16 protein-coding genes are annotated in these 18,725 nt (G+C 55.5%); 7 read left to right on the top strand and 9 right to left on the bottom strand.

Annotated elements, in window-relative coordinates:
* Positions 1–22: 22 nt before the first annotated feature.
* From HOV93_RS16800 to HOV93_RS16785, 4 genes are all read right to left on the bottom strand, one after another.
* The gene (locus HOV93_RS16800) at positions 23–1,642 is read right to left on the bottom strand and encodes a DUF1254 domain-containing protein (RefSeq protein WP_207397681.1); all 1,620 of its coding nucleotides are present in this window, start codon (positions 1,640–1,642) and stop codon (positions 23–25) included.
* A 293-nt stretch (positions 1,643–1,935) separates the two neighbouring features.
* On the bottom strand, positions 1,936–2,997 hold the full coding sequence (locus tag HOV93_RS16795; RefSeq protein WP_207397680.1) for a hypothetical protein: 1,062 nt from the start codon (positions 2,995–2,997) through the stop codon (positions 1,936–1,938).
* Positions 2,998–3,227: 230 nt separating this feature from the next.
* A complete protein-coding gene (locus tag HOV93_RS16790; RefSeq protein ID WP_207397679.1) occupies positions 3,228–3,521 on the bottom strand; it encodes a hypothetical protein in 294 nt (97 codons plus the stop codon).
* A gap of 12 nt (positions 3,522–3,533) precedes the next feature.
* Positions 3,534–3,821, bottom strand: a complete 288-nt coding sequence (locus HOV93_RS16785; protein ID WP_207397678.1) for a DUF4236 domain-containing protein — start codon at positions 3,819–3,821, stop codon at positions 3,534–3,536.
* A 198-nt stretch (positions 3,822–4,019) separates the two neighbouring features.
* Here HOV93_RS16785 and HOV93_RS16780 point away from each other — a divergent pair, with 198 nt between their 5' ends.
* The 3 genes from HOV93_RS16780 (at position 4,020) to lpxK (ending at position 7,926) form a co-directional block, all read left to right on the top strand.
* Positions 4,020–5,291 (top strand): outer membrane protein assembly factor BamB family protein, encoded by a 1,272-nt coding sequence (locus HOV93_RS16780; RefSeq protein ID WP_207397677.1) that lies wholly within the window; start codon positions 4,020–4,022, stop codon positions 5,289–5,291.
* Between the two features lie 359 nt (positions 5,292–5,650).
* Complete coding sequence (locus HOV93_RS16775) at positions 5,651–6,751, top strand: isocitrate/isopropylmalate dehydrogenase family protein (RefSeq protein WP_207397676.1); 1,101 nt, start codon at positions 5,651–5,653, stop codon at positions 6,749–6,751.
* 92 nt (positions 6,752–6,843) lie between these two features.
* A complete protein-coding gene (gene lpxK / locus HOV93_RS16770) occupies positions 6,844–7,926 on the top strand; it encodes a tetraacyldisaccharide 4'-kinase (RefSeq protein WP_207397675.1) in 1,083 nt (360 codons plus the stop codon).
* Here the strand turns inward: lpxK and HOV93_RS16765 are convergent.
* From HOV93_RS16765 to HOV93_RS16750, 4 genes are read right to left on the bottom strand one after another with little or no spacing between them, the layout of a single operon-like run.
* Positions 7,920–8,564: a histidine phosphatase family protein gene (locus HOV93_RS16765; RefSeq protein ID WP_207397674.1), complete on the bottom strand. Its 645-nt coding sequence runs from the start codon at positions 8,562–8,564 to the stop codon at positions 7,920–7,922. The genes lpxK and HOV93_RS16765 overlap by 7 nt on opposite strands.
* On the bottom strand, positions 8,561–9,535 hold the full coding sequence (locus HOV93_RS16760; RefSeq protein WP_235990560.1) for an ABC transporter substrate-binding protein: 975 nt from the start codon (positions 9,533–9,535) through the stop codon (positions 8,561–8,563). The genes HOV93_RS16765 and HOV93_RS16760 overlap by 4 nt, the downstream gene beginning before the upstream one ends.
* Before the next feature lie 5 nt (positions 9,536–9,540).
* Positions 9,541–10,326, bottom strand: coding sequence for an ABC transporter permease (locus HOV93_RS16755; RefSeq protein ID WP_207397672.1), 786 nt, complete (start codon positions 10,324–10,326; stop codon positions 9,541–9,543).
* Positions 10,323–11,069, bottom strand: coding sequence for an ABC transporter ATP-binding protein (locus HOV93_RS16750; RefSeq protein ID WP_315853426.1), 747 nt, complete (start codon positions 11,067–11,069; stop codon positions 10,323–10,325). Before HOV93_RS16750 ends, HOV93_RS16755 begins: the two co-directional genes overlap by 4 nt.
* A gap of 410 nt (positions 11,070–11,479) precedes the next feature.
* Between HOV93_RS16750 and HOV93_RS16745 the strand changes: the two genes are divergently transcribed.
* The 4 genes from HOV93_RS16745 (at position 11,480) to HOV93_RS16730 (ending at position 18,122) form a co-directional block, all read left to right on the top strand.
* Positions 11,480–13,369: a DUF1592 domain-containing protein gene (locus HOV93_RS16745; RefSeq protein WP_207397671.1), complete on the top strand. Its 1,890-nt coding sequence runs from the start codon at positions 11,480–11,482 to the stop codon at positions 13,367–13,369.
* 37 nt (positions 13,370–13,406) lie between these two features.
* Positions 13,407–14,765, top strand: coding sequence for a DUF1552 domain-containing protein (locus tag HOV93_RS16740; protein WP_235990512.1), 1,359 nt, complete (start codon positions 13,407–13,409; stop codon positions 14,763–14,765).
* A 377-nt stretch (positions 14,766–15,142) separates the two neighbouring features.
* Positions 15,143–16,753 (top strand): sensor histidine kinase, encoded by a 1,611-nt coding sequence (locus HOV93_RS26460; protein WP_207397670.1) that lies wholly within the window; start codon positions 15,143–15,145, stop codon positions 16,751–16,753.
* A gap of 4 nt (positions 16,754–16,757) precedes the next feature.
* A complete protein-coding gene (locus HOV93_RS16730; RefSeq protein WP_207397755.1) occupies positions 16,758–18,122 on the top strand; it encodes a sigma-54-dependent transcriptional regulator in 1,365 nt (454 codons plus the stop codon).
* Between the two features lie 128 nt (positions 18,123–18,250).
* On the opposite strand, the gene HOV93_RS16725 is transcribed toward HOV93_RS16730, so the two are convergent.
* Positions 18,251–18,637 (bottom strand): hypothetical protein, encoded by a 387-nt coding sequence (locus tag HOV93_RS16725; RefSeq protein ID WP_207397669.1) that lies wholly within the window; start codon positions 18,635–18,637, stop codon positions 18,251–18,253.
* Positions 18,638–18,725: the final 88 nt, after the last annotated feature.

Below are 18,725 nucleotides of genomic sequence, written 5' to 3'. Positions count from 1 at the left end.
AATTCTTTAGGCATTGGTTGGCTTAGTTGGCCAACTCAATTTCGCTTGGCTGCCAAGATTTATCGAAGAACGATGGCAGCGGACTGTAAAGACGCAGGATCGTAAACCAACCCTTCTCTGGATCGGTCTGGACCCAGTTCCCCTGCTCGATTCCTTCTGGCTTTTCAGGACTGAAGTAGATGGTGGTCGAGCCATCTTCGTTGGCGACCGCGGCAGGCGTCGGATAGCTTTGGCTACCGGCACGAGGGTATCGTTGCGGCGTCTTCAACATGGACCGCGTCTGGTTGTCGTAAACCGTGAACGACCAGAACGCGGCGGCCGGGATCCCCTTCGGCAAGTCGACTTTGTAGGTTTTCGCTCCATCGAACGGCTTGCTGTTGGCATCGAGGAAACTCATCAGATACTGCGAGCCCACGCCTGGGATTCGCATGATCATGCCAGGCGAGTCGAGCGTGTAAGCAAAGTAGAATGCCGTACGCGAGTTGAGCGTTCGTGCCCCGGTAGCTGGATAGGGCTTGAACATGCCATCTTCGTAGGCTGGCGGTGGCGTTTCAAAAAGGGCCCCACCTTCAAAGAGCATATTGCCCCAGTTCGATCCTTCGTAGTAAGCCCACTCTGGATTGGTTTTTTTGAAGTACCACTGCAGCGTACGACCGTAGGCCTGACCGACCGAGGCCGCATCGGCCAGGATCTTCTTCATCTTCTCGTCAGGATTGAATTCCTTTCCATGCACGATACCGATCGCGGCCAGTTGACCAGCAAGTTCGACGTCGTAGCTGGTCGCCGGCTGGTTCTGCACGTTTTCATTGATCATCTCGTAGAAACCGAAATCGGCCGGAGGAATCGTGTTGAAAGACTTCCCACTACCATTGATGAACTTGGTATCCGGGATCTTCGGCTCTCCGGCAAGTCGGATCTTTCCTTCTAGGGCCTCTGCAATGGGCGAACCAAAGCTGCCTGGCACGTAGGGATAGATCTTCAAGTTTTGTTTGATGTTTTCGACCGTCGGCTTAGGATCTTTGCCATCGACAATGAAGGCCCGCAAAGCATACAGCACCGTGTTTGTCTTCGCGTGCGCCACGAAGTAGCCACCTTGCGGCAGCGTACCGTCGTAGTCTGGCCCCACGATCAAGTACTTTCCGCCCAGCCCACGATCAGGGCCGGGACGCCCCATATCGATGACCCATTGAAACCACATGTCGTTGATCGCCCCGAGGCCACCTGAAGGTTGGTCGATAACGACCGGGCCTTTGGAAAGGTCGATCCATCCCAGGTAATAAACCGTATCGGCGTTCGCCGTCAGAAACAGCGAATTGGAATCCATCAACTCTTCAAAGATGATAATGTCGCCACTTTCAGCTCCGATGCTCTGAAAGCCTTTGACCAATCCCAGCGCCGACGAACCGCGAAAACTGTTGTTATACACGTTCAACGCACGAGCAAACGTGACCGTGTCAATTGCCTTTTGTGCGGTCTCTTCACTGGGCGTCCCATCGTGAAAATCAAGCGGGCCGATGGGCGTTGTGAGTTGTTCCGGCGTGGAAATCGCGTCCAGTGTTTGCGGCGATACCTGACCCAGCGCGATACATGGTACCGAAATGAGCAAGAGCGCTGCACATAGAAAGCCGATGGTTCGTTTCATTTCTCAAGTTGTCCTGAAGCATGGTAGTTGAAAAGGTCGCTAGTCGGCGCGACATCGCTGGCACCTTAAATATGAGGCCGAATGCGAAGCAATGTCCACGCTCCGACCCAAAAAACGTCGATTCTCCTCAGAAATTCACGTAAGTCGGGAGTTTTATCGCGGAATGATCGATACTCTTGCCGCGCAAGCCGTCAATTGGTCAGGCGAAGCGTCAACACAACCCATACAACAAAAAAGCCTCACATCAGACGATGCGAGGCTTTTTTATGTGAATTAACAGGAAAGCAATTCCCTTACGGTAGGGCAACCGTCTTCAGGACAGCCGGCTGACCTTCGGCCTGAGTGATGATGACGGCCATCTTGTCGTTCAGCTTGTCCAACTGCACGACCCCTTCCCAGTCGATTGACTCGAAATCCTGTCCGGCAGTGCCACCCCCCTTAACCGGGGCGGTCAGGCCTTCTTCGCGTTCGATGTCTTCGGTGCTAACCTTCATCACGCCTCGAGCACTGTTGGTCATCAACAGGTACTGCTGACCATTCTTTTCGTACACAACCATGTCCAGAGGACGATTCCGGTTTCCCAGTTCAGCAACCGTTGTTCCACGGTAAGCCTGCTTCGCCTTGGCAATTTCACCCAGCGGAAACTTCACCAGCGGCGTGCAGGTAAAACCGGCCAGAAGATGCGGCTTGCCATCGATGGTAAACGGAACAAAAACCCGGGGCACGGCGTCGTCTTCATAACGACCATGAGCCGCATGATAGATTTCAATCGGCATGGCGCTGCCTTGCTCTTGGAATGGATAGGCAATCGAATGCACGGCAGCTGAAGCATCGCCGGTAGTTCGGCCCGTAACAATCACCTGGTTGTCGACGTAAGCAATGTCGGTGATCGACTCTTCACGAGGATTACCACGACGACGACCTTCGCCCACGACCTTGTCTTCCGGAGCGTTCGCCAACTCGGCAACGGCTCGCTTGACTTTGTCCAAAGCAACCGGCACCAGCTTGCCACCTTCGACGCGTACGATGTTGGGCTTGCCGTTCTCGGTCACCGACAGGTAAATCACGCCCGTGTCAGGGCTCACAACCAGATCGGCGACTTCAATCCCATCAGGAATCGGCATCTCCAATTCAGTCGGCGATTTGGCAGCCGACTTATCGACTTGAATCGCATAGACGGTGGCGGCCTTCGGATCGCCAACAATCAGCACATTGTCTGGAGCAAACGAAAGGGGGCCAGCCGACTTCAAATTGACTTCACCAACGGAAAACCCTGGCAAATCAATCGCATGAACCACGCCGGCACACAGCATTAAACAGCAACTAGCGGCAGCAACCAACGACAGGCGTCGCATGAGCATCTCCTCTTTGGGCATACAGTGGGGGGAAACGGATAGTTCCACGAATCCGCGCAACGTCTAGTTGAACGGTTTAGAAAGACAGATGCAAGGATATTTAGCCACAGAGCTCACAGAGAGCACCGACGGGAGGAGAATTCAAAAGGGTGCCACTGCTGGCTCGTCCAGCAGTGGCACGCCAAATATCTTCCCTTGGCGTTCTCAGTGTCTTCTGTGGCAAACCCCACTTACTCTTCCGCGCTAGAAAACGTCCCCACCAGTTCCCCTTGAGTGACGGTAAACGAAAGATTCGCGTCTTCCATGCTGGCGGCCGGTACCAGTTGTTCGTCGATCAGTTCGAGCAGCGCTCGGATGCCCCCTTCATCGGTCACTTTCGATGCGACCAGAAACAAGTTTCCGGCCACCGTACCATCGGCCAGGAAGTGGAGGTCGATCATGCCCATTTCTTCGCTTCCATCATCGTGCAGCAGGAAGCGTTCGGAACTGGACGTGCGGAAGATGCGTATGAACTTGGCTTTCATTGTGGTTTGCCTTTACCAGAACGATTCTTTCTTTTTCAGTTTCTTCGCAGGCTTCTTTTTCGGCGATTCTTCGGCCTCTTCATCGCCGCCGAACCATTGGTTCCACAAACCGGAAAGCGATTTGGTCGACTTATAGTACCGTGCTCCGGTGCCAGGCACGCTTGCCGAAACATATTTTCGCCCATTCGCGCTATACCCGGCCCGCAGACCGGTGACGCCGAACGAAAACCCGACCCCCGACTTGCTGAGATTAACTCGCAATGGACCGAACGTGTACGACTTACGAAAGGAAAAACCCATAGCGAGCTCTCCGAAAGTTACTAACCTGTTTGTGCCGAGTCAGCATAGCCCGATCACTGGCCGACCACAATCATTTTAACATTAGGTGAAGCAAACATCGCGTTGCGTAGGTTTTGACTTACCCCGTAAGGCGCTATAATCGCGGTACCTCATAGCCTGTGGAAATTTAAGCTCCCCTGCCCTTAAAGGATTCGGTCGATGTCTCGTAACTTCGCCATGCTTCTTTCCGTGCTCGCAGTCGTCGCCATGACGCTTTCGCTGCAAGCTGACAACTGGCCTCGCTTCCGTGGGCCATCCCAAGCCGGGATCGCCAGTGTCGACTCGGTTCCCACCCAGTGGAACGACACCGAAAACATCGCCTGGAAGACCGACATGCCCGGCCCAGGCGCTTCGAGCCCGGTCGTTTACAACGATCGTATCTACGTGACTTGCTACACCGGCTATGGTCTCGATGAAGAAGACCCCGGCGACAAGGCCAACCTGAAACGAAATCTCGTCTGCGTCGATCGTAAAAACGGCAACATCCTCTGGAACAAAGAGATTCCCGCCGACGCCGAGCACACCAAAGATTTCAGCGGGTTCGTGGCCTTGCACGGCTTTGCTTCCAGCACGCCCATCGTCGACGACACCGGCGTTTACGTTTACTACGGCACCACCGGCGCCGCTGCCTACGATCTCGATGGCACCCATCGCTGGACGGTCAGCCTGGGTGACAAGACCCACGCGTTCGGCACGGCCAACTCGCCGGTACTGTATCAAGACCTGGTCATCCTGAACGCTGGCGTCGAAGGCAACGCGATCGTCGGGCTGAACAAGAAGACCGGCGAAGAAGTCTGGAAGCACGAAGGGGTCAAGCGTTCGTGGAACACGCCCATCCTGGTCACCGCCAACGGACGCGAAGAATTGATCTACAGCGAAGAAGGTGCCGTCCGAGCCCTCGATCCAGCCACCGGTACAGAACTGTGGCACTCGAAGGGAATCGACGACTATATCTGCCCCAGCGTCATTCCCGTGGGCGATCTGGTCATCGCGATGGGGGCCCGCAAGAATACGACGATCGCCATTCGCACCGGCGGCAGCGGCGACGTGACCGACAGCCACCTGGTGTGGGAACTCGACAAAGGCTCCAACGTTTCTTCCCCGACCTATCACGATGGGCATTTGTATTGGGTCAGCGAAAGCAAAGGGATCGCTTATTGTGCCGATGCAACGACCGGCGAAGTCGTTTACCAGGAACGCATGGAACCCCGCCCGAAACTGATCTACGCCTCGCCTGTGGTCGCTGGCGGCAAGCTATACTACGTCACCCGCGAAAACGGCACCTACGTGCTCGATGCCAAGCCAGAGTACAAGCTGATCACGATCAACGAGTTCAAAGAGGACGACTCCATCGCCAACGCCAGCCCAGCGTTTGTCGATAACAAGATCTACCATCGCACGAACAAGGCGCTGTACTGCATCGGGAAATAATTCGCTTCTATAGACAATCTGAGTCTCCCCAAAGGCTACGCGGCCTCGCCTGCGTAGCCTTTTCTCGTAGGGTCCTCTAACCCTGGTTAGTATCGGTCGCCTCCTTCTCCGGTCCCCACTCCCCCGGGTACGGTAGAGTGAGGACCGGAGGGTTGCAGTGCCTCCCAGGTGCGGCCGCTGCGCGGATTTCGACGAAGTAAGCTCCCAAACTCGTTTCACCCACAACCTTTGTGAAGTCCCGTGACTAGCTTTACCACCGGCGGCTGGTCTGTTATTTTGGGCTCTTTCACCCAAGGTGTTTAATTCGCCTTAGTTTGCTTATCAATATTACGATATCCCTCAGCTGCCAGGAAAACCTCATGGCCTACGAAGTCACTCTCATTACCGGCGACGGTACCGGTCCCGAATTGGCAGAAGCTGCCCGCAAGTGTGTGGACGCGACCGGCGTCGAAATCAACTGGGACGTTCAGGAAGCCGGCATCGACGTAATGGAACGTGTCGGAACGCCCATCCCCGATTCGACCATTGAAAGCGTCCGCCGCACCAAGTGTGCGTTGAAGGCCCCGATCACCACGCCCGTGGGTACCGGCTTCCGCAGCATCAATGTTTACCTGCGTCAGGAACTGGGCCTGTTCGCTTGCATTCGCCCTTGCAAGTGGTACCCCGGCGTTCGCAGTTACTTCAGCGAGCTAGGCGTCGATATCGTCATCGTTCGTGAAAACACCGAAGACCTTTACGCCGGTGTCGAGTTCGAGAAAGGCAAGCCAGAAACGGCCCAACTGATCGAATTCATCAACGGCCTGCCTTCGGATCGTAAGATCAAGACCGGTGCCGAAGAGACTGGTGTCTCGATCAAGCCTATGAGCGTTAGCGGTACCGAGCGTATCGTTCGCTGTGCGTTTGAGTACGCCCAAAAGAACGGCCGCAAGAAGGTCACGGCTGTCCACAAAGCCAACATCATGAAGTACTCGGACGGCTTGTACCTGGCCACGGCCACGGAAGTCGCCAAGGACTATCCGGACATCGAGTTTGAAGAACGCATCGTCGACAACATGTGCATGCAGCTGGTGCAAAAGCCGGAACTGTACGATGTGATCGTGCTGCCTAACCTGTACGGTGACATCCTCAGCGACCTGGGTGCCGGCATCGTCGGTGGCCTGGGTGTTGCCCCCGGTGCGAATATCGGCCCCGAAGGCGCCGTTTTCGAAGCGACCCATGGTTCGGCTCCAAAGTACAAGGGCCAGAACAAGGTCAACCCGACGGCCCTCATTCTCTCGGGCATGCTGATGCTTCAGCACATGGGCGAAACGGATGCTGCCAAGCGTCTGGAACAAGCCGTGGCCGATGTCATCGCCGAAGGCAAGGACGTCACCTACGACTTGAAGCCTAACCGAGACGATCCGACCGCCGTTGGCACGCAGGAAATGGCCGACGCCATTTGTGCCAAACTGAAAGGCTAAGCCAACTCAGTTCAACGCAACGATTCGAAAGGGACAAGCCGCACGGTTTTGTCCCTTTCGCTTTAGATAAACTAGCCCAGTAGAACAAACCGATGCTCACTGCCCGAGATTTCAAAGCGATTGTCAGCGGCCGCCAAAAAGGAATCGGCACGTCCATGCTGCGCGGGCTGATGTGGGTGACCTCGTTGTTTTACGGCGTAGGCGTGGGCATTCGTAATCGACAATTCGATACCAAAGTGAAATCCGGCGAACGGGTCGACGTACCGGTGATCAGCGTTGGCAACCTGACCCTCGGCGGTACCGGCAAGACCCCCATGGTCGCCTGGCTGGCACGTTGGTTTCGAGAGCAAGACATCCGCGTAACGCTCATCAGCCGCGGCTACGGGGCCGAGCAAGGCGCCCAGAACGACGAGGCAAAGGAACTCGAACAACTTCTACCGGACGTTCCGCACCTGCAAAACCCCGATCGTGTCGCCGCCGCCCAGGTTGCGGCCGAGGAACTCGCCGCCCAGGTACTTTTGCTGGACGACGCTTTCCAACATCGACGCATTGCCCGCGATCTCGATATCGTCTTGATCGACGCCACCGAGCCGTTCGGTTACGACTATCTGTTCCCACGCGGCACCCTCCGCGAGCCAGTCCAAAGCTTGGGCCGGGCCGATGTAATCGTGCTCACGCGCGGCGACATGGTCAGCGAGCAGGACCGCGCCGCGATCTGGGAGCGCATCGTCAAGCTCGATCACGATGCGGTCCTGGTCGAGATGCGTCATCAGCCTAGCCGCCTGCTGAACGACAGCGGAAAGTCGCAAACCATTGAGCAACTCCAAGGCAAGAAGGTCCTGGCGTTTTGCGGGATTGGCAACCCGAGTGGATTTCGCCACACGCTGAACGATGCCGGGATCGACGTGGTCGAGCTACGGGAATTCGACGACCATCACGCTTACCAGCGTGAAGACATCCACGCTCTAGAGCATTGGACCACCGAGCATAACGAAGTCGACGCGGTCGTTTGCACGCACAAAGACCTGGTCAAGATCGGTCTCGATCGCTTCATGGATAAGCCGCTCTGGGCCCTGACCATCGAAGCCCAGATCGTCGACGGCCAGGCCGAACTCGAAGAACGTCTGCGAGAACTGGTCGCGAAAATTCCGGCAGACCCGTACGCTGATTATTGATTCAGTGCGCGCAAATGAAACGAAGAATTGCAGGTAACCAGTTCCCCTTTTTCCTGCTGATATCGAATAAGATTCACGCAACAGTTATCTTGTCGAATCGTTCGCATTTGCTTCAACGGAATCTGATAAAGGTGAGCCACCATCACGCGAATGACAATGTTATGCGCGACCACAAGAACGCGTTTCCCTAGATTCTCTTGCAGGATCTTGGTCAGCGCTGGCACCGTTCGCCGGGCAACATCCGTGGCCGATTCTCCTTCGGGGTAAGGATGAATCGACGGGTCTTCCAGGTGTAACCGATAAGCTTCCGGCTCGGCGTTTTGGATGTCCTGCCAATCGCGTCCCAGCCAACGCCCGACGTCGGCCTCGACGATCTCCGGCACCGGCACAATTGGTTGGTCTGGCACAATTCGCTCGGCCGTCTCCATGGCCCGCACCATCGGGCTGGCATAGACCGTATCGAACGCATACGAGCTGAGAAACTTCCCCGTCAACGACGCCTGCTCTCGACCGATCGCCGCGAGCGGTCCATTGATTCCGTTGCCTTGCAGGACGGTCGGCTTTTTCAAATTGAAGTCGGTCGCTCCGTGCCGAACCAAAAACATCCAACAAGTCTCTTCAGAAAGTGAGTCGCTCATGATGCCTCGAAAAAACAGTCTTCAGGTTTCACAACGTCTTTCTCGATAAGCCCTATCTCGACCAGTTGCTCGACGAGCGTTTTCCAGCGATCGAGTTGCATCTGCCCGAAGCGTTCTTGCTCGACCGTGGTCAAAGGGACGATCGCCTTGACGCCGAACTCTAGCACACCAGGGGTGAGCTCGGGATTAAGCGATTGCAGATGCTTGTTGGTTTCCAGAGGCTCGCTTAGATAGTCTTGCCATCCCTTGCGGCAAGCTCGCGTCATCTTGGCAACTAGCTCTGGATGCTCGCCTTTGAGCTTGTCCGAGGTAAACAAAAGACTGGCGTAAGGGTTGTAACCGATCTCTCGAATCGGAAGCACCCGCACGTTGGCCCCTTGCTGCTTGGCCAGAAACGGTTCGCTGAACACGTAGCCTTGCTGGGCAAATTTTTGATCGCGCAGGAACGCGGCGATGCTGCCGTCGTAGGGTACGATCCGCACATTTTCCAAAGGAACATGCTTTTTGAGATACTCCGAAAATGCCCGACCGCTGTTCATTGCCAGTGTCACGTCTTTAAGTTCTTCCAACGTCTCGATGCCTGACTCTTGATGCACGAGAAAGCAGCGAGGGCTTTGATCGATGGCCGCAAACGTGGCAACGACGTTGGCTCCCTGAGCGCGACCGAGCGGAATTTGATCGGCCGTGGCAACCCCAAATTCGATGGTACCGCGAGCCACTTGTTGAATCACCGGAGAGCCTGGTCCGCCGGGGAGGATCTCGACATTGAGCCCTTCCTCAGCGAAATACCCTTTCAACTTCGCCGCATAGAAACCCCCATGCTCGGCTTCAGGAAACCAATTGAGGGCCAGCTTCACGTCGGTTCGCGCGGCAGGGTCGTTATCACGCGGGCCGGTATGGTAGGTATCGTCTTTCTCCTGGCAGCCAATGCCCGCAGCGATGACCAACAATAGTAGACCTAGCAGAAGCATTTGTTTCACGGTGATCCCTCCCCTACCCACCGCCGCAGCAGCAAACGGCTCAGCAGTGAAATCGTGGCAAAAACGACGACACCCAACAGCGTACTGCAAATCGTCCCGGCGAACAGGCTCGTCGTGTTAATTTGATTTTGCGATACGAGAATAAAGTAACCCAGCCCTTGATGCCCACTCGAATGTCCTGCGAAGAACTCCCCCACGATCGCCCCGACCACGGCCAGTCCGGCGCTCGTTTTCATGCCGGTCAACAGATAGCGAATCGCCCCCGGAAATTGCAGCTTCCACAGTACCTGCCACCGCGTGGCGTTGTTCAAACGAAACAGATCCAGCAGCCCCCGATCGACGGTAATCAGCCCGGTGGTCGTGCTGGTGATGATGGGAAACAAGCTGATCATTGTCGTCACCACGATCACACTCAACACGCCATACCCAAAGATGGCGATCACCAGCGGCGCGACGGCGACGATCGGCACCGTCTGAAAGAAGATCGCGTAAGGGTACCCGCTTTGGCGAATGATCGCAGATTGCGAAAACAGCAACGACACACTCACGCCCAAGAGCACCGAAATGAGAAACCCACTGATCGCAACCAACCCCGTACGCAACGAATACAAAAACAGTGAGCCGCCGCGCAGCCACATCGTTTTGCCGACATCCCAAGGCCCCGGCAAGATGTACGGCTCGAGCCCGCTGACCAAAATCAGCCCTTGCCACAGGCCAATCGTCAGCACCAACACCAACAACGGCAGCACGATAGTTCGCCAACTGAAACGGTCTTCGCTCATACCGCAGCCACTCCTGCGAGTTTACCCATGACTTCGCCACAAAACCGTGCGAAGTCCGGATCGCTGCGTAGTTGGCCGTGGCGGGGATAGTCGAATGGTACCGGCATATCGGCCACAATCCGACCCGGCTGAGCATGCATAACCAAGATCCGCTGGCTTAAGAAGACAGCCTCAGCGACGTTATGCGTCACGAACAAAGCTGTCCATTTTTGTCGCTGCCAGAGGTCCAGAATTTGTTCGTTGAGTTGATTGCGAAGCAGATCGTCGAGCGCGGCAAAGGGTTCATCCATGAGCAAGATATTCGGCTGGGTGACCAAAGCCCGGGCCAGCGATACCCGCATTCGCATCCCGCCGGAAAGCATTCTCGGAAATTTCCGAGAATCTTCCGCTCGCAAACCGACCATGCCAATCACGGCATCAATGGCACTTCGATCCTCAGGCGTCAGCCGCCGACGGAGTTCCAATGGTAACTGAATGTTCTCCGAGGCCGTCCTCCAGGGGATAAGGTTCGCGTCTTGAAACACGAAGGCTCGCTCGCTGGCAGCGGCGTCGGTTAACCTCAGGTCGCCGCTTGTTGGCTGGTCCAAATTGGCGACCAATCGCAATAGGGTCGACTTGCCACAACCTGAAGGTCCGACAAGGGATACAAATTGTCCAGCCCCGATATCAAGCGAATCGACAGAAAGGACAACCGAGCCCGGCGAAAAGCGTTTCTCAAGTTGACGAAATTCAATGGCGGACACGGTCACCTATTACTGTCAAGCGAGATAATTTTTTCCATAAGAAAACCATGCAAAATCATTCACCGTCGCACATTGTCCAACATATGCCGCAAAAAACCCATTCCCTTTAACCTGACCACCCTTTGGGGTAATTGCTGATGCCCCGGAATAAATCTTTACTTCTGAGACATCCCTCCCTACGATTACTAATTGAAGCCTTCCTTAGTGCGCGGTCACAACCCCCTCCATTTGCAGGGCCGTGTTCGAGACAACCCAGCGAAGTTTCCCGCCTCAAGCATAATTTAAACGACCGGATCTTCTGGCCGTCTAGCTTTGAGCGCTGTGCCTGCTTCGTTCCTGCCTGAATAAATCTGATGTACCGATTAACGATAATTGCGATCCTCGTTCTTACCGCTGCTATCAACGATAGCATGGCCGATGAGACGAAACAGCCCACCGTAGACTTCTCCCAGGTTCAACCGGTCTTAGAGAACTACTGCTATGGCTGCCATGGATATGGTGCCGAGGAAGGTGGCGTTGTTCTCGATACGCTGCACGAGAACCCCCAAGCCTCTCAAGAGACTTGGCTGGCTGTTTGGCGAAATTTGCGGGCCCAAACCATGCCGCCTTCTGCAGAAGACCAACCTTCTCCGGAAGAAAGCGAACTGGTCGGAAAGTGGATTCAATCGAGCGTCTTTCGGCTCGACGCCAACCGTCCCGACCCCGGTCGCGTGACGATCCGTCGGATGAACCGGGACGAGTACCGCTATACGATCGAAGACCTCTTCGGCTACCGCTACAAGGTCGACGAAAACTTTCCACCGGACGACACCGGTTATGGTTTCGACACGATCGGTGATGTTCTTTCGATGTCGCCGCTGATGACCGAGAAATACTTTGATGCCGCCCAAGAGATCGTCCGAGAAGTCGTTCCGACCAACGGCAAGCACGACTCTAAATACAAACGCATCTTCTTCGACGGACCACCGCCGGAAGGAGAGAAGGAACGGGAAGCGTATGCCCGAAAGATCCTAAAACGTTTCAGCTCGAAGGCCTTCCGCCGACCGGTTTCCGAAGACACCCTCAACCGTTTGGTAGGCATTCAGCAGCACATCAGCTCGTTGCCAAACCGGACGTTCGAGCATGGTGTTGCCCAGGCCATTGCTGCCATGTTGATCTCGCCGCAGTTCCTGTTCCGGGCAGAAATTCAGCCTGAACCGAACAACCCTGGCAAGATTGTGAACGTCGACGAGTACGCGCTGGCTTCGCGTCTCTCCTACTTCCTGTGGAGTTCGCTGCCGGACGATGAACTTAGCAAGTTGGCCGCCGAAGGAAAGCTGCGAGAAAACCTGCACGCTCAGGTCGATCGGATGCTCGACGACCCCAAGTCCGAGCGTTTCATCGGGCGTTTCGTCGGACAGTGGCTGCAAGCCCAAGACGTCGAATCGCTGAGCATCGACGCTCGCCGTGCGTTGGGCATTCGTGACCTTGGCGATTCGCTTCGCGTGTTCAGCAAGACCGTCCGCCGCGCCATGCGGGAAGAAACGGAAATGCTGTTCGAGTACGTGCTCAAAGAAGATCGCCCGGTCGGCGAACTGCTGACCGCGAACTATACCTTTCTCAACGAGCCGTTGGCGAAGTTCTATGGTTTAGAAGGAATCAAAGATCTCGACAAACGCACTATGAAGAAGGTTGATTTGCCTAAGGACAGCAAGCGAGGTGGCATCCTGACGCAGGGTACCTTCCTGGTGGTCACCTCCAACCCAACGCGAACTTCCCCGGTTAAACGTGGGCTGTTCATCCTCGATAACATCCTCGGCACGCCGGCTCCTCCGGCACCGCCTGATATTCCAGCTTTGGAAGAAGTTCGCAAGCGTGGGAAGAAACTGACCATGCGCGAACAAATGGAGCTTCACCGGAGCGAAGCTTTGTGCAAGTCATGCCATGCTCGGATGGATCCACTGGGTTTTTCGCTCGAGAAGTTCACATATATCGGCCAGTTCCAAAACGAAGACGATGGCCAGCCGATCGAGACTGCCGGCAAGTTGATCACCGGCGAAAAGTTCAACGATGTTCAGGAACTTTCGCAGATCCTGGCCAACGAGCGAAAAGTAGATTTTTATCGCTGCTTGACCGAAAAGATGCTCACCTACGCGTTAGGGCGGGGTTTAGAGTATTACGACACCCCCACCGTAGACATCATCGTGGACGACATGCTTGCCAACGACGGCAAACTGCGTCGCATGATCCATACCCTTGTCGACAGCGCCCCTTTCCAGAAGCGTCGTGGCGATGGCAACTTGTTGTCCTCCGCCAATTGATCCAGCCAGCTTACAGCGCAACAAAGGAATTGATGCCATGAAAATGCAACCTACCCGCCGCCATTTCCTCAAGGGACTCGGCCTGGCAGTTGCTTTGCCTGCCATGGAAAGCCTGATCCCGGCCACCGCCCAGGCTGCCAGCCAAACGGCAACCACCGCGGCCGGCGACCCTTTGCGATCGGCCTTCCTGTATGTGCCCAACGGGGTGCATGTTGGCAAATGGTTCCCAGAGGGAGCCGGCAAGGACTATAAACTCAACGAGACCATGAAGCCGCTGGAGAAAATGCGTGGCGAGTTCCAGATTGTTAGCGGTCTGGCTCACGAACATGGGTTTGCCAACGGCGATGGTGCCGGCGACCATGCCCGAGCACACGCCACCTATCTCACAGGAGCACGCCCCAAGAAGACCGCGGGTTCCGACATCGAACTGGGCATCTCCATCGACCAGGAAATGGCCAGGCACCTCGGCAACGAAACCCGCTTGCCGTCGCTGGAACTTTCGTGCGATGGGGCACGCAAATCTGGCTCGTGCGACTCTGGCTATTCGTGTGCCTACCAGTTCAACCTCTCGTGGCGCGGTGCCAACACGCCCATGGCTGCCGAATCGAATCCACGTCTGGTCTTCGAGCGACTGTTTGGTCGCGGTAGCGGCGACGAGCGACAACGCAACTTCGACCAGCGCATGACCGAACGACGTTCGGTGCTCGACTTCGTGATGGGCGAAACAAAATCGATGTCGAAGCAGCTTGGCCGCAACGACGTGCGAAAGATGGACGAATACCTGACCGGTGTTCGCGAGATTGAACAGCGGATTCAAAACGCCGAGAAGTTCCGCGATCTTCCTGAAACCGAGATGGATGCCCCCAGCGGAATTCCAAAGGACTATGCCGATCACATTCGGATGATGTTCGATCTGCTCGCCCTCTCGTTCCAGACCGACTCGACGCGTGTTGCCTCGTTCATGCTCGCCCACGACGGCAGCAATCGCAACTTCCGCGATATTGGTGTTTCCGAAGGCCATCACAGCTTGTCTCACCATCGAGAAAACCAGGAGATGAAGGACAAGATCGCCAAGATCGATCTCTTCTACGTCACCCAGTTCTCCTACTTCTTAGAGAAGCTCAAAACGCTGAAAGATCCGTCTGGTGCCTCGGTGCTGGACAACTCGATGATCGTTTACGGCAGCGGTTTGTCCGATGGCAATCGCCATCGTCACGATAACCTGCCAATCATCCTGGCCGGTAAAGGTGGTGGCTCTCTGGAAACCAATCGCCACGTGCAGCTCGATGCCAAGCAGCGTACGCCGATGGCCAACCTGTTCGTTTCGATGATGGACAAGATGGGCATCCAAGACCCTGACTTCGGCGACTCAACCGGCCCACTCAGCGTCATCTAAAGCACGCCGATCGATCGATGCTTAGGCGTAACGCTTTAGGCATAGTGCCGCAATTGCTTTTTCCGGTCCCCTCTCCCTCGCCAGGGAGAGGGCTAGGATGAGGGTTTCCCCACGTCTCCAAACGCTCACCATCAAAAAGGTGGCCAGAAATAAATCTCTGGCCACCCTTCGCTTTCAGTAACAGCTATCCCGCTAGCGATTTCTTTTTTCGAGCCCACGCCAACTTCCTGCTCGAATTCCTTAACATCGGTCTTGTAAATATTGCAAATCACTTGATAGACTCACTCCCGCGCACCAAACACCATTGGGCTGCGTAATGGATCAACCGGCCCCGATTATTGGCCGGTCTCTGATGCTTCTGCGACAAGGAGGTCGCGGTGCTCAACCGACGCCCACTCAAACACAAATTGATCATCGGCAGCGGTCTCTTGCTGGCGCTGGTGCTTGCGCTGTTCATCGTGACCCTCACCGGCGGTCTTTCGTATCGACAGGTTGCCAGGGACATCAGCGCTCGCTCGGTCGAGTTACCACTTGCGATCGACTTTTCGCTGGCCGTTACCGAACTACGGCACACGCTGAATCAGGCCCGTAATTCCAAGCGATTCGGTTTCCACGATTCGGTAACCGACCCTCCCCTGCTCCGCGAAGAGTTCCGAGCTAAGTTCCTTTCGGTTCAGGAAGCACTGCGTCGCTACGAAGACCAACTTAACCGCAGTGGTGCCGGCGATAGCGATATCGGCGATGACTCGGACGAACGCGACTCGATCGGCGAAATCCACGGCTCGATTCAAAAGCTGGACGCCCAATACCAGGACGCGGACTGGTATCTCAATGACATCAAAAATGACGAGCTGATCAACGAGATCGACCACCTGCACGTGCTGTCTAAAAAGCTGCCGTCCTTTTTGATCGAGGACATGCAGCAGCTTAAAGATGAAGTTCGTGGCCAGTACCGGCTGTGGATTACAGCCTCGGTCATGGTAATTTCGCTGACCGTCTGCGCGATCATCTCGGCTGCCTATGCCTGCTGGCGATGGCTATTCAGTCCGTTGAAGATCCTGATGGATGGCTCGCGGCGGGTTGCCAACGGCGATTTCGATCACCGGATTCAATTGGAAGGTCATGCGGAACTGGCCATTCTAGCCGATGCAATGAACGCGATGACGCACCGCTTTCAGGCCATCGAAAGCAACCTGAACGAACAGGTCCAAGACCGCACTAAGCAGGTCGTCCGTAGCGAACAGTTAGCCAGTGTCGGCTTTTTAGCGGCCGGTGTGGCTCATGAAATCAACAATCCGCTGGCATCGATCGCGTTCTGTGCCGAGTCGCTCCGCTCGCGCATCAGCGAAGGCGAAACCGATCCGGATGGCGAAACGACCCATTACCGTGGTGCTGACGTAACAGTATTTCAGACCTACTTGGGTATGATCGAAGAGGAGGCCTTCCGCTGTAAAGAAATCACGGAACGTCTGCTCGACTTCTCGCGTCTAGGAGACGTCGAGAAAACGGAAACCGATGTGCGAGAACTCGTTCAAGGCGTCATCGACATGGTCCGCCACTTGGGCAAGTATCGCGAAAAGAACTTGATTTTCGAGGACGACCAGGTCGCCCTAGCACCGGTGAACGGACCCGAAATCAAACAAGTCGTGCTCAACCTGATTACCAACGCCTTGGATAGTATTGATCCCGGCGGACACGTGCTGGTCAGGGTGAGCGAAGAACGCGGACAGGTCAATGTGAACGTCAAAGATGACGGTTGCGGCATGACCGAGGAAGTTCGACGTCACTTGTTTGAACCATTTTTTACCCGACGCCGGGATGGCCAAGGGACAGGCCTGGGCCTATCGATTTCGTATCGCATCGTGAGTGACCATGGCGGTCAGTTCGATGCGTGGAGCGAAGGGCCAGACCTCGGAAGTGAATTTAGTTTTACGCTGCCATGCAGGGAAGCAAGTAAGCGAAATGAGCGAAGACACCAAGCAGCCTGAGTCGCTGAAGATTTTATTTGCCGACGACGAGAAGTCGCTTCAGAAGCTGATGGGGCTCGAATTGCCGCGTCTCGGCCATACGGTTACGGTTTGCCCGGACGGGGTCACCGCGATTGCCGCTCTGGAAATGGAAGACTTCGATTGCCTTCTGGTCGATCTCGATATGCCTGGCAAAGGGGGTATTGATGTCATCAAGAAGGCGAAAGAAACCAAGCCCGATACCGAAGCGATCATACTGACCGGCAAATCGTCGACCGAAAGCGCGATCGCCGCGGTCGAGTTCAAGGTCTTCGCTTACCTGACCAAGCCGTGCCGCTTGATGGAATTGAAAACACTCCTCGAAGGCGTGGCCAAAAAACGCGAGCAAGATCGCCGCATCAAGGCCCTCACCAGCCGGCTAGATCGCATCGAAGGCAAGTCGAAACTGATCGGCGATTCGGGTGCGATGGAACTGGTCAACAAAATGATCGCCAAGGTCGCTCCGTCGAACTCAGCCGTGCTCATTCGCGGCGAGACCGGCACCGGCAAGGAGCTTGTCGCCAAAGCGATTCACGATCAGAGCCTGCGTCACTCCCAACCGTTCGTTGCGGTGAACTGCGGCGCATTGCCAGAGAATCTGATTGAAAGCGAACTGTTCGGGCATCGCAAAGGGGCGTTCACCGGGGCTGAAGAAACACGCATCGGTCTGTTTGAAGTGGCTCATGGTGGTTCGTTATTCCTCGACGAGATTGGCGAGCTTCCCAAGTCGCTACAAGCCAAACTATTGCGAGTGCTGGAAACCGGCGAGATCCGCCGCGTCGGTGAAAACAGCTCGATCAAGGTCGACGTCCGCATCATCAGCGCGACCCACCGACACATCGAGGATATGGTCCGCGATAGTGAGTTCCGTGAAGACCTGATGTTCCGCATCAACACCTTCGAGATTCAACTGCCGCCGCTGCGCGAGCGGACCGAAGACATCCCGATGTTGGCCGAGCATATCAGCCGCCGGTTCTGGCCCACCATCCCGATGACGCACACCGTCTTCGCGACAGAAACGATTCACGCGCTTAAGTCACACTCGTGGCCAGGCAACGTGCGAGAACTGGCCAACGTCGTCGAACACGCCACGATTTTGTGCGAAGAACTACCGATTCAGCCACCGCATTTGCCGCGCCGCTTTAGCGAACAATCGCACAGCGGTGGTCCCCCGGAACTGCGAGCGGTCAGCGGTCCTTTGTCCCTGCGTGAACTCGAAATGCAGGCCATCCACGAGGCGCTAGATCGCCACGACGGAAGCAAACCCCAAGCAGCCGAAGAGCTGGGTATCAGCTTGAAGACGCTTTACAACAAGCTGAACCAAGCGACCGCCAGCGAAAAAACAGCTTAAGGCGCGTAGGGCCCGCGTGTCGCGGGTCACGAAGCGGGTACCGGTTTTCCGACCCGCGACACGCGGGGCCTTACCGGCGCTCATTCAGAAAATCCGTGGGGCCATATTCCTAAAATCGTGGCCTTCCGTTATTCGGAAGTCAGCACGTTTTTGAGCCACAGGCCGAAGTCAACGTCTTCTTCATCTTCCGAGTAAAACGGCGTTGATACTGGCTGCTGAACCGTATAGCGGATATCGACTTGAAGATCATTCTGACCAATCACCACTAAGCGTCGGAACTGATTATTTTCTATGTGGTGGCAAATGGAAAACTCAGATGACACGGCATGCCAAGCATCGTCCCACCAAAAATAAAAATCCGATCCAAAGACAGTCAGCCCCAGCAATTGTTTGGCAAGGCGACAGTACAAACCGATGGTCCTAGCTGGAATAAACACGTCGCAAAGTAATTGAGCATCCACCTCAAATGAAAGCACTTCACTCGCGCAAAGGTAGTTTCTGAGAAGAATCGGCATTGCTTCGTTCCTGTTGCCAGCATGTTCCCATAAGCGGACACGTTATCTAGCGAACCAGGTTCATATGAAAACAAGCGAAAGGATGCCC

Source organism: Bremerella alba (genome assembly GCF_013618625.1).
GTDB lineage: Bacteria > Planctomycetota > Planctomycetia > Pirellulales > Pirellulaceae > Bremerella > Bremerella alba.
This window is presented reverse-complemented; position numbering and strand designations above follow the sequence as displayed.

Bases quoted from the DNA above. Each gene is read 5' to 3' on its own strand.
- HOV93_RS16800 (WP_207397681.1), bottom strand. From the start codon at position 1,642: ATGAAACGAACCATCGGCTTTCTATGTGCAGCGCTCTTGCTCATTTCG.
- HOV93_RS16795 (WP_207397680.1), bottom strand. From the start codon at position 2,997: ATGCGACGCCTGTCGTTGGTTGCTGCCGCTAGTTGCTGTTTAATGCTG.
- HOV93_RS16790 (WP_207397679.1), bottom strand. From the start codon at position 3,521: ATGAAAGCCAAGTTCATACGCATCTTCCGCACGTCCAGTTCCGAACGC.
- HOV93_RS16785 (WP_207397678.1), bottom strand. From the start codon at position 3,821: ATGGGTTTTTCCTTTCGTAAGTCGTACACGTTCGGTCCATTGCGAGTT.
- HOV93_RS16780 (WP_207397677.1), top strand. From the start codon at position 4,020: ATGTCTCGTAACTTCGCCATGCTTCTTTCCGTGCTCGCAGTCGTCGCC.
- HOV93_RS16775 (WP_207397676.1), top strand. From the start codon at position 5,651: ATGGCCTACGAAGTCACTCTCATTACCGGCGACGGTACCGGTCCCGAA.
- lpxK (WP_207397675.1), top strand. From the start codon at position 6,844: ATGCTCACTGCCCGAGATTTCAAAGCGATTGTCAGCGGCCGCCAAAAA.
- HOV93_RS16765 (WP_207397674.1), bottom strand. From the start codon at position 8,564: ATGAGCGACTCACTTTCTGAAGAGACTTGTTGGATGTTTTTGGTTCGG.
- HOV93_RS16760 (WP_235990560.1), bottom strand. From the start codon at position 9,535: ATGCTTCTGCTAGGTCTACTATTGTTGGTCATCGCTGCGGGCATTGGC.
- HOV93_RS16755 (WP_207397672.1), bottom strand. From the start codon at position 10,326: ATGAGCGAAGACCGTTTCAGTTGGCGAACTATCGTGCTGCCGTTGTTG.
- HOV93_RS16745 (WP_207397671.1), top strand. From the start codon at position 11,480: ATGGCCGATGAGACGAAACAGCCCACCGTAGACTTCTCCCAGGTTCAA.
- HOV93_RS16740 (WP_235990512.1), top strand. From the start codon at position 13,407: ATGAAAATGCAACCTACCCGCCGCCATTTCCTCAAGGGACTCGGCCTG.
- HOV93_RS16725 (WP_207397669.1), bottom strand. From the start codon at position 18,637: ATGCCGATTCTTCTCAGAAACTACCTTTGCGCGAGTGAAGTGCTTTCA.